At 41.4% G+C, this 12,684-nt stretch carries 10 protein-coding genes; 4 read left to right on the top strand and 6 right to left on the bottom strand.

Annotation, left to right across the window (positions count from 1 at the left end):
* Positions 1-239: 239 nt before the first annotated feature.
* Together AB3G73_RS18040 and AB3G73_RS18045 are read left to right on the top strand one after the other, a co-directional pair.
* Positions 240-4,181, top strand: a complete 3,942-nt coding sequence (locus AB3G73_RS18040) for a hybrid sensor histidine kinase/response regulator transcription factor (RefSeq protein WP_234131703.1) — start codon at positions 240-242, stop codon at positions 4,179-4,181.
* 321 nt (positions 4,182-4,502) lie between these two features.
* Entirely contained in the window at positions 4,503-5,387 is an 885-nt protein-coding gene (locus AB3G73_RS18045) for a D-isomer specific 2-hydroxyacid dehydrogenase family protein (RefSeq protein WP_320978108.1), read from the top strand.
* Here the strand turns inward: AB3G73_RS18045 and AB3G73_RS18050 are convergent.
* The 6 genes from AB3G73_RS18050 to AB3G73_RS18075 all read right to left on the bottom strand — a co-directional run bounded on the left by AB3G73_RS18050 (position 5,370) and on the right by AB3G73_RS18075 (position 9,377).
* Entirely contained in the window at positions 5,370-6,158 is a 789-nt protein-coding gene (locus tag AB3G73_RS18050) for an aspartate dehydrogenase domain-containing protein (RefSeq protein ID WP_367745299.1), read from the bottom strand. The two genes, AB3G73_RS18045 and AB3G73_RS18050, sit on opposite strands and share 18 nt — an antisense overlap.
* 33 nt (positions 6,159-6,191) lie before the next feature.
* Positions 6,192-6,758, bottom strand: coding sequence for a hypothetical protein (locus AB3G73_RS18055; protein ID WP_217721736.1), 567 nt, complete (start codon positions 6,756-6,758; stop codon positions 6,192-6,194).
* A 66-nt stretch (positions 6,759-6,824) separates the two neighbouring features.
* The gene (locus AB3G73_RS18060) at positions 6,825-7,529 is read right to left on the bottom strand and encodes a hypothetical protein (protein WP_148365433.1); all 705 of its coding nucleotides are present in this window, start codon (positions 7,527-7,529) and stop codon (positions 6,825-6,827) included.
* A 24-nt stretch (positions 7,530-7,553) separates the two neighbouring features.
* Positions 7,554-8,024 (bottom strand): hypothetical protein, encoded by a 471-nt coding sequence (locus tag AB3G73_RS18065; RefSeq protein WP_217721735.1) that lies wholly within the window; start codon positions 8,022-8,024, stop codon positions 7,554-7,556.
* Between the two features lie 88 nt (positions 8,025-8,112).
* A complete protein-coding gene (locus AB3G73_RS18070) occupies positions 8,113-8,604 on the bottom strand; it encodes a hypothetical protein (protein ID WP_148365434.1) in 492 nt (163 codons plus the stop codon).
* A 158-nt stretch (positions 8,605-8,762) separates the two neighbouring features.
* Positions 8,763-9,377, bottom strand: coding sequence for a TetR/AcrR family transcriptional regulator (locus AB3G73_RS18075; RefSeq protein ID WP_217721734.1), 615 nt, complete (start codon positions 9,375-9,377; stop codon positions 8,763-8,765).
* Between the two features lie 255 nt (positions 9,378-9,632).
* Here AB3G73_RS18075 and AB3G73_RS18080 point away from each other — a divergent pair, with 255 nt between their 5' ends.
* Positions 9,633-11,282 carry a DUF6377 domain-containing protein gene (locus tag AB3G73_RS18080; protein ID WP_367745300.1) on the top strand — a complete coding sequence of 550 codons (1,650 nt, stop codon included), beginning with the start codon at positions 9,633-9,635 and terminating at the stop codon, positions 11,280-11,282.
* 218 nt (positions 11,283-11,500) lie between these two features.
* Positions 11,501-12,670 carry a glycerophosphodiester phosphodiesterase family protein gene (locus tag AB3G73_RS18085; protein WP_195649823.1) on the top strand — a complete coding sequence of 390 codons (1,170 nt, stop codon included), beginning with the start codon at positions 11,501-11,503 and terminating at the stop codon, positions 12,668-12,670.
* Positions 12,671-12,684: the final 14 nt, after the last annotated feature.

Below are 12,684 nucleotides of genomic sequence, written 5' to 3' on the forward strand. Positions count from 1 at the left end.
AAAATGTATGTTGGTTAAAACAATATTCTTTCTGCCGGAAAGAATGGCAGTATAGGTTATTTTCTGAATATTGCCAGGGTAAGCTCCATGCAGACTTTTACTGATGTATAAATATTTGAGTGGCAGGTCGGTTTGCTGGCTCTGAACTGATTTTTGAACTATTTACATACAAGATATATATAAAAATGTTACTTTTGTTGCTGAAAGCATTTCAATTCAAACCGTAATAAGTCCTACTTATGAAAAAGATCCTTCTAACTTTGCTATTCATTTATATCATAAGCGGTTTTATACTTCCTGTTCACGCGGTGCATTATTATTATAAGCAAATAGCTTTGGGAGACGGCTTATCTTCTACGGTTTATTGTACATTGGTAGATAAGCAAGGTTTCGTTTGGATAGGAACACAGGCGGGTTTAGGAAGGTTTGACGGATATGAGTTGAAAAGTTATGTGCACGATCCTGACAATCCTTATTCTCTCCCTGATAACCTGATTTATAATATTGTAGAAGATAAACAGCATAATATCTGGGTGTTGACAGAAAGGGGGATTGCCTGTTATCAACGTCAAAGTGATAATTTTATAGTCCCCACAGACGAAAAAGGGAAAAGGATCATTGCTTTTTCTTTCTGCCGTTCCGCTGAAGGTATGTTTTTTGGTTCTTATAATAAGGTGTATCATTATAATTATAAAGACTCTTCACTCCGATTGGTACAGCAATTCAGCACAACCCCCAGTTACAGTATTATGGGGCTGGAATTTTGGGATTCGCACACTTTGCTTTGCTGTAACCGTTGGCAGGGCTTACGCCTGTTGGACTTAACCACGGGAGAATGTAAACGTGCTCCGTTTAAGAGCGAATCCGAAATTGTCAGTATGATTATCGATTCACGGAACCGGCTATGGGTCGCTTCGTTTAATAAAGGCTTGAATTGCTTCAGCCATAGTGGTGAATTACTGGCTTCTTACACCACCCGTAATTCTTCATTAAACAATGATATTATTTTAAGCATGGTTGAACGGGAAGGGAAACTGTGGATTGGAACAGATGGCGGTGGTATTAATGTGCTGGATTTGGAAACCGGTGAATTTACAATATTGGAGTATATTCCGGGCGAAGAAAACTATTCACTTCCTGCCAACTCTATCCTTAGCCTTTATAAGGATAAAGATAATAATATCTGGGCCGGCAGTGTCCGGAATGGTCTGATTAGTATCCGGGAAGTATATATGAAAACATATACCAATGTGATTCCCGGCAATGCTAATGGATTGAGCAATAAGTCAATACTTTCTCTTTATCAGCAGAATCCCGACCGGATATGGATTGGGACAGATGGCGGAGGTATCAACTCTTTCAATCCTTATACGGAGAAATTCACTTATTACTCTTCTACATGGAAGAACAAAATAACTTCCATTTGCGGCTTTTCTTCGGGAAAACTATTAATATCTGTGTGGGCTCAGGGAGTGTTTGTCTTTGATCCGGAAACCGGCGAGAAAAGCCCTTTTACGATTGTTGACAGAGAAACGACAGAGAGGCTTAACAACCGGGCGAAGATAATCAATCTCTACCAGAATTCTCCTAACACAGTGTTGCTGCTCAGAGACCAGATTTATCAATATCATCTGAAGGAAAAGCGGTTTGATATCATCGATAGGGAAAGAGAGGATGGCTCTATCGGTGCTATGGTACCGGTAGCCCAAAAGAGCGATAAGACTTATCTGAATGATCTCAGGTATATTTATGAATTGGATCATTCAACCAATAAGTTGAGTAAACTGTTTAAAAGCAGGGGAGATACCGTTATTCATTCTGTCGCTCAAGATGAACATGGCAATTTCTGGATAGGGAATAACTATGGACTAAGCTATTATGATGTTGTTTCCAAGACACAGAAACGCATCTCTACCGTCTTGTTTACAACTGTTTCCCTGTTAGCTTATGATAGTCAGGGCAGATTGTGGATAGGAGCTAATAATATGCTTTTTGTCTGGCTTACAAAAGAAAAGAAGTTCATTCTTTGGGGAGAATCGGATGGAGCGTTGTCTAACGAGTATCTTTCTACTTCCCGTTTGTCCAGTGAACAAGGGGACATCTATATGGGAGGGGTAAAAGGATTGTTGCGTATCAACTGCGAATTGCCTTTTACTACATCCGAACTGCCCCAACTGCAATTATCTGATATTGCTGTGAATGGAGAATCCGCTAATGATAAGTTAAGCGGTAATCCGGCAGGTATTTCCGTGCCTTGGAATAGCAATATAAAAATCGGTATAATGTCGAGGGAGAAAGATATTTTCCGGAAAAAGCTCTATCGTTACCAGATACTGGGACTGAAGGAGGAGTATATCGAATCATATAATCCTGAACTGACATTGCATTCGCTTCCTTCGGGGAATTATGATATTCTTGCATCGTGCACAAACAAAGACGGTAGCTGGACTTCTGGCTATCAGGTGTTGGCATTAACTGTCCTGTCGCCGTGGTATCGGACGTGGTGGTTCATCTGGTGCTGTATACTTCTTGTGCTAGGAGGAACCTTCATGGTATTCTGGATCATATTAAAACGGAAGAAGGAAAAGCTGAAATGGGCAATGAAGGAACATGAAAAACAGATGTATGAAGAGAAAGTGCATTTCCTGATTAATATTAGTCATGAGCTGCGTACACCGCTGACGCTGATTCATGCTCCGCTAAACCAGATATTGAAATCGCTTTCGTCTTCAAATACTTATTATCTGCCTTTAAAGGCAATCTATCGTCAGTCGCAGCGTATGAAAGACCTTATCAATATGGTACTTGAAGTACGTAAGATGGAGGTCAGTGAAAGCAAATTGCAGATACAGCCTTATCTCCTTAACGAGTGGATAAAAGATATTTCGCAAGATTTCGACAGTGAGGCAAACGGGAAGGGCGTATCTATCTGTTATGAGTTAGATGCCCGTATTGAAAAGGTATATTATGATAAAAGTAAGTGTGAGATTGTTTTCAATAATCTGATGATTAATGCATTGAAGCATAGTCCGTCGGATAGTAAGGTTACGATTGTCACAGAGTTGCTTCCGGATACTGAAAGAGTGCGAATCTCGATAGTTGATCAAGGTTGCGGATTGCAGAATGTAGATATGGGCAAGCTCTTTACCCGCTTCTACCAAGGGACGGGGGAACAAACCGGAACCGGTATCGGGCTTTCTTATTCCAAAATCCTGGTAGAACTGCATGGGGGCTCAATTGGTGCACGAAATAACCTCGAACACGGAGCTACCTTCTTCTTCGAACTGCCTTTGAAGCAGAATGAGAAAGAAATAGTCCGTCTGCCTCAGAATTATCTGAATGAATTGATGCTTAATGATAGCAGCTTTATTTCTTCTGATGCTGAGAACTTTGATACTACGCCCTATGTTGCACTGGTGGTAGATGATAATCAGGATATGGTTCATTTCCTGGCTAAATCATTGAAGAGCTATTTTAAACATATTTACGTTGCTTCGGATGGTAAAGAGGCTCTTCAACTGGCCGGGAATCATAATCCGGATATTATTATCAGTGACGTAATGATGCCTCGTATGAATGGTTATGAATTATGTAAATCCATTAAAGAGGATATAACGGTGAGCCATATTGCGATTATTTTACTTACTGCGAGAGATGACAAACAAAGTTTGCTGAACGGTTATAAGAATGGGGCGGATGGCTATATAACGAAACCTTTTGAGATAGATATGCTTATGGCACTTGTCCGTAACAGATTGAAAAGCAGGGAGTATTCCAAGAAAAAATATATGAGTCTGGGGTCTGTCCCGACACCGGAAGAGACGACTTTCAGCCAGGCTGACGAAACTTTCTTACTCCGGCTGAACAAGATTGTTATGGAGAATCTGGATAATCCGGACTTGAATACTCCATTCTTGTGCCAGACAATCGGTATGGGAAGAACCTCACTTTATAATAAATTGAAGACTCTTACCGGTATGGGAAGTAATGATTATATCAATAAGCTCCGAATGGAAAAAGCGATATCGTTCCTTATTAACAATGATATGAGTATCACAGAAGTTGCGGAGAAGGTGGGATTTAGTAACTCACGTTATTTTAGTACTGTGTTTAAACAATATACCCAAGAAACTCCAACAGAATATAAGCAAAAGATTATCCGGGAAAGAAAGGGACAGTAGTTCGTTTGCCTCAGTGGAAGTGTAATTCAAACTCTGTCTGGTTTCTATTTTGTTTTAAATCTCAGCAAATATAATTTTTTTCTTTGTGTTTGAAAAGTAAAAAAGGATTATATCGTTAATGGCATCATTGTGACGCCTCAAAGGAGTCAGACGGTGAACAGTTTATGAATGGATCTGTTTAACTTGCGCTCGCGTGTCTAAAACGCACTGTAATCATTCATCTTTAAATGATATTATGACCGGAAATTTGTATCTTAGCGCCATGTTGGGTTGCTAATCCGAACCATATATGTTTGTATAATACTTCTAAAATAAAAAATGATGTTTCAGAAACTTGTAGCTATAGAACCGGTCAGCTTGGTTCCGGCGGCCGAAAAAGCGTTGTATTCATTTGCAGGTCAGGTGGTGATGTATCCTGATATACCTGCGAATGATGATGAAATAATTGCCCGTATCGGAGGTGCTGATGCGGTGCTTTTGAGTTATACCTCCCGTATCAACCGGTATGTACTCGAATGTTGTCCGAATGTGAAATACATTGGAATGTGTTGTTCACTCTATTCTCCCGAAAGTGCCAATGTCGATATTCGTTATGCCAATGAACGAGGTATCACGGTAACAGGTATCCGGGATTATGGTGACGAGGGAGTGGTGGAATATGTAGTCAGTGAATTGGTGCGCTGTTTGCACGGCTTTGGACAGGAACCGTGGGAAGAATTGCCTCGTGAGATCACCGGATTGAAAGTCGGAATAATCGGATTGGGTAAGTCTGGCGGCATGATAGCGGACGCCTTGAAGTTTTTTGGTGCTGATATTTCATATTATGCCCGCAGTGAGAAAGAAGCGGCTACTGCCAAAGGATATCGTTTTCTGCCATTGAGGGAACTCCTTTCAGAGAGTGAAGTCATTTGCTGCTGTCTTAATAAAAATACGGTTTTACTGCATGAAGAGGAATTTAAGCAGATGGGTAACCGGAAGATTTTATTCAATACCGGTTTATCACCGGCATGGGATGAGACTGCTTTTACTGAATGGCTGGAAGGTGACAACCTTTGCTTTTGTGACACGATAGGCGCATTGGGGGATGAGCAACTTCTCAATCATCCGCATGTACGTTGTATGCAGGTGTCTACTGGCCGCACGCGTCAGGCATTTGACCGCCTGAGCGCAAAAGTACTGGCCAATCTGTCAGAATACAATGGGTGAAGCGATATTAATCAGGGTGCTCACTACTGACCACCCTGCAATATCCGATGTAGCACTATAAATGTCTACCACGGCATGCACCTGGTCATTTTTGATTTCTACTCTTTGCGTATCTCCTACAAATCCGGGAGTAGACTGTATGGATACCTGCATGTTCTCCGGACCGACAGAAGCCCGTGAGGCGGCAACTGTAACATTCACTTTCGTTGGAAAGAGGTGAATAGCTTCCGCAGCACTACCGGAGAAAACGGTACGCTGCTCCGTTTGCAAAGAATCATCATAAACGGGTGTCCCTTTGAGTGCATTAGGACCTTTTTCATTGAAGAAGCGAGCCGTTGTATTTCCCATCAGTGAGGCGGTTCTTAAAACATCGAATCCACCGGTAGCTCCGGATGCGATATAGACCCGTGTGCCATTTGCCTTGGCGGTTTCTGTCACTTCCCGATAGAATGCTTCATCTGCCAAAGCACCGATAGACAAAGTAACGACAGACGTTCCGTTTCTCAATGCCGGCAAAGCCAATTCCCGCATAGCGGCAGGAGAGGCTGATTCTACCAGATAATCAGGCTTTAAAGCCAATAACTCTTCCAATGTGGCGCAAGCAATGCAAGGCTTGCCATGTTGCTGCATTTTATTTGCGATGTGCGCTGCTTTTGATGCCGTACGCGAATAGACACCTACCAGATAATAATCTGGTAATAAACCTTTGACAACTGCATCCGCAACGATTTCTGCAAGTCGTCCACATCCTACAATGACTAATCTTTTCATGCAACAAAGATAATACTTTTATTGGTAAGAGCTTTAGTTGCTAATATTGTATTCGAATATCAGATAACATACTAGCAGGTACAGGATAAGGAACAAAACAGTTCCGATTCTCATTTTCAGCTCTTTCCGGGTAGGATGCAACCATTTTATAATCCGTGTGCGCAGGGTTTCGGGCGGATGTCTGAATAATCCTGCAAGTTCCTCAAAGGTCTTGCAGGCGTAGACTGTCCGCCTGAAATCATCTCTGCTGCCCCAACCTTCCTCTCTGAACCATCGGGTTTTGGGGTATCTTTCCGCTATCCGGTCTTGCAGCTGCTGCAAGGAGAGAGATTCGGGATTGTCTTCGTATTCCTGTTCGTAGTATATCATGCCTGTGAATCCGCCTGTGAATCCATGTATACCTTTCCATTTGGTCATGTAGGAGCATTTGACGATGTATTTTGTTCCGGTGGCATCAATAATCATATCACCTTTCCACCCGTTGGCTTCTTTTAGCATATCGAGTTTCGTTGTCTTGTTCTCTTTCTCTTTCCAAAAGACATAGACCCTGTTGTCGTTCGGACTGGACCAAAATATCGGGTATTTTAATTTTGCTTTCATCGTTATTCCGGAACAGGATGATTCATGTATAAGTGCTGCTTTATATTTATATCAAGGCTCTTTACATCAGGACTCTTCGATGGGTAATGCCACTTTCAGATTCGGATAACAGTCGCCCAAGCGTTTTAGAAAATCATTGGCAATGACAATGGCCTTTACCGTTTCTTTCGCGTCTACCGGAGTTTCGGGAATGTCTGTGAAAATCAGGCAGGAATAAAGGATGAGTTCAATCGCTTTTCCGTCTGTCTGCAAAGAGAGCTTATAGGCTTTTACATTTTTGCCGCGTGCCTGGGCTTGTGCTTTTATCTGTCCCTCCAAAGGATATACGGCGAGTCTTGAGTTTTTGAGTTGCGTGGGTTCGAATATCAGATGCTTGTCTATTTCACCATCGGTGTCCGTGTCGAACAGGTGCAGCTTATCACCGCTTAATACCAGATATTTGGGAGTTGCCACGGTGGTGAAACGTACGGTTCCCAAAGTGGCCATTCCTTTCAGTTTATCTTTCACCCCGTCTTTGAGGGCATCTACCATATTGTGCTCGGTGTTGGCATAGTTGAAAGCGTCGATAGGGTTTTGCTCCATCGCTTTTTTCAAAAAGGGGAGTTCGGATGTCAGAAATTGGTTCTTGTATAGTGTCGCATTTGCAAATTCTGCTTTGAAATCGGTGCTGTCTACTGTCTGAACCTGCTGGGAGATTTTGCTTTTTGTATAAAACCAATATCCCAAAGACAGGATAATGCAGACAATCGGAATAAGCGAATAAATGTTCATGAGTTTTATTTTTAGGTGTCCGTACTATTTTTCTTCTTCCTCGTTGTTATCCTTCTCTTTTTTCACTATGCCCAGAAGTCCCAGGATAAAGTCTTTCAGGTAGGATAGCAGGCCTATGACTATCAATGCAGCAAAACCGTAGAAAAGAAGGCTGCCACCCCATTTGTCCCAGAATGTAGGTTCGGGGATGAGGCTGCTAAGTTCCTTTACATTCAGGTCCTGCCGGATTGCTTCGGCATATTCGTCGGAGATGTCATAGTACGTATCGGGTTTTGATTCGGAAAAGAGTACGAGCGTACGTTTGCCGTCTTTCTCGATATATCCTAAATCCAGATGAGTGCCTTCATCCGTCTTATAATAAGAACTGTCGGGGAGGGTAGCTACTTTCGGGATGTCGTTACTTACAGGAATCCTGATTCTGCGTGCTTCGGCATTACTGCTCATCAAAAGACCGGCTATGACGGTCAGAATAAATAAAATCTTTTTCATAATCATTGTAATTTAACGTGTTAATAACTGATAGAGGAACAGCGTTTGACTGTTTTCTTTGTTTGTAATAATTTACTTTATATGCTTTTTTGATTTAATTGAAAGTTAGATTCCGCACGGTGTTATTTTTCCAGATAAAGCTGAAACAATCATCCATATCTTCTCTGACGAATGTAATTTCCCAACCTTCATTGTCCTTGTCGGATGGATTTATCGCTTCCGGATAAAAATGATCTTGCCAGGAAGCATATATTTCTTCTTTATGTACCAGGCGGCTTTCATTAGGCAATATACTGTCTAATCGGGCAGTTATGGATGCCCAATTTTTCAGTAATGCCCGTAATTCTAATAATTGTTGTGGTGACGGCGCTGAAGCATTGCCAGCCATTGCAATGACCGTTTCCGCTGAATAAGATGGCAGTTGAAGGGTGGTAAACCAGTTGTAATGGTCATTCTGCCACCAATCACAAACTTTGCCGGAAAAGATGCCTAAATCTTCCACCTTGTATTCTTTTCTCGTTCCCAGTAAAATCGTTACCAGTGTTTTGAAAAATCCCTTTCTTTTCCGCAGTTTGTCTACTTCCATATAGTGCTTGTTTTATTACATTATAACTACCATTCTTTGAATGATAGTGCCAAAGTTATAAAACAATTCCGAAAAAGTAAACGGTCGTTTCTTTTTTATCTTTTTTTTGCATAGATAGTCTACGTGGAAGGGATATGGTATGTATTGAATAATACAGTCTAGCTTTTTAATAAGGAGTAAATAGCATGTAAATGTTTGGAGAGTAGCTGGGTATCCAATCCGCCCAGGAATGCCATCTCAAAGGACAGTCCCATGTAAACCTGCCGGAACATGACTACCGCTTCTTCAACGTCTACATCTTTTTTCAGTTCTCCTGTTTGTACGGCGCTTTGGATGGCGGCACGCCAGTAAGCATAATCGCTGGCTACGAGATTATGGAGCTTTTCTTTGGCGTCAGGATCATATTGGATTACTTGAAACAGAAAATGAAAATATTGGGCGTGATATGAAAACTTTTCTGGTGCCACCTTATCTGCACCTATCAGCTTGCCCAGCATATCCATCGTCCGTTGTACACCTTTCACGTATTCGTCTATAAATTCGGCAAACGTACCGTTTGTTTCGGTGAATTTGTTTCGTGGATTTTGCGTGCTGAACCAAAACCTGTCCACTACGGCAATGAATAGTTCCTGTTTGTTCTTGTAGTATTTGAATATGCCGGCTTTCGACATTCCGAGCATCTTTCCAAGTTCCGCAAAACTAGCTTTTTCATAGTTCACGGACATAAACAGTTTGAACGCAGCTGTCAATAAATCATCGCGGGTAATTTTCATATCACGGCAGTCTTTTATATTTTTTACCCCCGAAAATACTATTTTATCGGATAGCTTGCATAAAAGCGGGCAATAGATTAACAAAAATAAATCAGGAAATGCCGTTAATGAATGAGCGAAAAGTTATTTTTTAGTAAATCACCTTTCATTCCTTTTCCTAATTTATGTGCTGTTTATAGCTGAAATACGAAGAATTTCTCTACATTTGTCTGGTTAATCTCTGTTATCTCATACTCATTAAAGTCTATCCGCCCCATGAAAAAGAACTGTCTATTTTGCCTTTTGCTCTTCTTTTCTTGTCATTCAGCTTTTGCTGATGAACGCTTGGACTCACTGTTAAACGTACTTGATAAAACGATTAAGGAAGCCGATACTTATGTGCAGATTAAAGAAAACAAACTCCATGAGTTGAAAAAAGAAGCCCGAAAGGCGGCTCCTTTTTCTATTGAACGCTATCATTTAAATAATGATATCTATCTTGAATATAAAGCATACAGTTCTGATTCCGCACTCCATTATCTGAATGAAAACTTGTTGCTGGCAAGACAGTTGAATGATAAAGAGAGAGAACTTAAAATTCAATTGGAGTTATCTTATTTGTTATCTTCTATCGGGATGTATATGGAAGCGGCGGACATATTAAATTCCATCGATCGCCAGACCCTTCCAACATCTCTTTTGGGCCATTATTATACATGTTATGAACATGTATATTCTGAAGCGGGAGCCGCACAACCACGATATAAAATGTTTGCTTCCCGCTATGTAAAGTTGAGTCATGTATATCGGGATTCTATGGAGGTTACATTAGATTCGTCTTCGGCTACTTACCTGTGGTTGCGTGAGACACAGCTAAGAGAGGCCGGGAAATATGATGAGGCTATGGAATTCAGTGACCGCCGACTCGCAGAAGCTTCTTTCGGCACTCCCCAATATGCATTGGTGGCTTATCAGCGTTTCCGTCTTTTTGAGAGCATGGGCAAGAAAGACGAACACTTATATTATTTAGTACTTTCAGCTATATCAGATGTACGTTCCGCTATTAAAGAACAATCTTCTTTGATGGTACTGGCACAAGAACTGCATGGCAAAGGAGATTTGAAACGTGCCTATGACTATATCAATTTCTCATGGGAGATATCACAATTTTATAAAACGAGGTTGCGGAGTTGGATGAACATCACCCCGCTTTCCATGATTAATGGGAATTATCAGGATATTATCAAGCAACAAAATCGGGAACTGCTGATTTATATTACGTGCGTAGCCTTGCTGGCCTTACTGTTGGTGGTAGCGTTAATCTATATTTACCGACAGATGAAAGCCCTTTCCATCGCTAAGAAAGGATTACAGGAAGTAAACGAACGGCTGTTCTCTTTGAATGAAGAACTCGAAGAAGTGAACCGCCATCTTCGTTCCACCAATCTGGAACTTTCAGAGTCCAATCTCATTAAAGAAGCCTATATCGCCCGTTTCTTTAAATTGTGTTCTGTATATGTAGACCGTTTGCAAGCATACAGAAAGTTGGTAAACAAGAAACTGCAACGTGGGCAAGTGGCAGAATTGTTGAAAATGACACACCTTAGCAATGATATTGTAACCGTTGAAGTGCAAGAATTGTATGCGAACTTTGATTCCGCTTTCTTGCATCTCTTCCCTAACTTTGTGGAATCGCTTAATGAATTATTGTTGCCCGAAGAACAGATTGTTTTGAAACCGGATGAATTACTGAATACCGAATTGCGTATTTTTGCTTTGATACGTTTGGGAATAAAAGACAGTTCGCAGATTGCAGAGCTTCTGCATTACTCGGTAAATACGATCTATAATTATCGTTCAAGAGTGAAGACCAAAGCACGTGTTTCACGAGATGATTTTGAAGATTTGGTGGCAAAAATTCGTTAATAAAATCTGTGCCGAATCTACCTTTTAATGTGAGCTTGTTAAGTATTAATATGTTTATTATCAGATAGTTATTTCTTTGAGTGGATTATGCATTTCCACTTATATTCCCTTTGCTATTTTTTATCGGGGCATTTCCCTCTATTTTTGTCATAACCGAACGGAACGAACTGATTCCGCTTTCGGGAGTTCTTTTTTTATTAACCTTTATAGAAATACAAATGAAAAATGAATTACTGCATTTTTTTGTTCCGGAAAAAGGAAGAACAAAACGCCGGCCTATAAGCTGGATCTGCTGTTGGGCTATTCTATTGGGGATAGTTTGCAACGCTTGCTCTGACGATGATCCTGTGAAAAAGAATCCTTACCTGCAAGTAAGTACTCGTGCCATGCTGAAAGAGGTGGTAGAGGTCAAATTCAACAACATTGATGGAAATACCGATATTACTGTCGATTTTGGTGACGGGACGGTCAAGGAGGGGAAAGCTGCCACCCCTATCACTTATGCCTATACTCAGAGTGGTGACTACACGCTACACGTTACGGCAGGTCAGTATGAGGTGCAGAAGAGAATCCGCATCTATAATCTATTGGCGTTGACGGAGGCGATGAAGCAATTCAGAGAGCCGGATAACAAAAAAGTATGGGTCATGACACACCGGGCACATACGTCCGACAGGACAGTTCCCGAAAATTCAGTCTCTTCCGTAGAGGATGCCATTGATTCTGGAGCTGAAGTGATCGAGTGTGATACTCATGTGACAAGTGACGGAGTAGTAGTGGTTTGCCATGACCAGACGATCAATGCTACAACGAATGGCACGGGGGACATCACGAAAATGACCTATGCGGAAATACAGAAGTACAACTTGAAAGACCGGAACGGTCGGGTGACTGATGAAAAGATGCCTACTCTGGAAGAGTTTCTGAAAGCAGGACGCGGTAGAATCTATTACAATCTCGACTACTCTCCGCGTACAGCAACTTCGCAACAAGTGGTGGATATCGTGATGAAACTGGATATGATGGAATCTGTATTTTTCTATTGTAACAGTGCGCAGAAGGCGGAAGAAGTATTGGGCATTACTTCCAAGGCACATGTGTATACATGGACAGGAAGTCATAAACCGATGATAGGACTACCGGGTAATTACTTCGTGCAATACAGCTACCTGACGAATGGGAAAAGCACTCCTTTGGGAAGTTCAATCAATGATGGAATGCTTGCTACGGTGAATATGCTTCCTGCCAGTGGCAGTAGTGTGTCCGAATGGACGTTGAACGAGACTTATCTGGATGAACTCTTGCAAATCTATCCGATGGTATGTATGATACAGACGGATTTACCGGACTTGTTGATTCCGGCATTACAGGCAAGAGGGCTTCGTTAACTTTATCATCTAAT

Source organism: Bacteroides sp. L008, assembly GCF_040812255.1.
GTDB lineage: Bacteria > Bacteroidota > Bacteroidia > Bacteroidales > Bacteroidaceae > Bacteroides > Bacteroides vicugnae.

What these genes read in the sequence shown, in the direction of transcription:
- AB3G73_RS18040 (WP_234131703.1), top strand. Translation starts at nt 240, where the DNA reads ATGAAAAAGATCCTTCTAACTTTGCTATTCATTTATATCATAAGCGGT.
- AB3G73_RS18045 (WP_320978108.1), top strand. Translation starts at nt 4,503, where the DNA reads ATGTTTCAGAAACTTGTAGCTATAGAACCGGTCAGCTTGGTTCCGGCG.
- AB3G73_RS18050 (WP_367745299.1), bottom strand. Translation starts at nt 6,158, where the DNA reads ATGAAAAGATTAGTCATTGTAGGATGTGGACGACTTGCAGAAATCGTT.
- AB3G73_RS18055 (WP_217721736.1), bottom strand. Translation starts at nt 6,758, where the DNA reads ATGAAAGCAAAATTAAAATACCCGATATTTTGGTCCAGTCCGAACGAC.
- AB3G73_RS18060 (WP_148365433.1), bottom strand. Translation starts at nt 7,529, where the DNA reads ATGAACATTTATTCGCTTATTCCGATTGTCTGCATTATCCTGTCTTTG.
- AB3G73_RS18065 (WP_217721735.1), bottom strand. Translation starts at nt 8,024, where the DNA reads ATGATTATGAAAAAGATTTTATTTATTCTGACCGTCATAGCCGGTCTT.
- AB3G73_RS18070 (WP_148365434.1), bottom strand. Translation starts at nt 8,604, where the DNA reads ATGGAAGTAGACAAACTGCGGAAAAGAAAGGGATTTTTCAAAACACTG.
- AB3G73_RS18075 (WP_217721734.1), bottom strand. Translation starts at nt 9,377, where the DNA reads ATGAAAATTACCCGCGATGATTTATTGACAGCTGCGTTCAAACTGTTT.
- AB3G73_RS18080 (WP_367745300.1), top strand. Translation starts at nt 9,633, where the DNA reads ATGAAAAAGAACTGTCTATTTTGCCTTTTGCTCTTCTTTTCTTGTCAT.
- AB3G73_RS18085 (WP_195649823.1), top strand. Translation starts at nt 11,501, where the DNA reads ATGAAAAATGAATTACTGCATTTTTTTGTTCCGGAAAAAGGAAGAACA.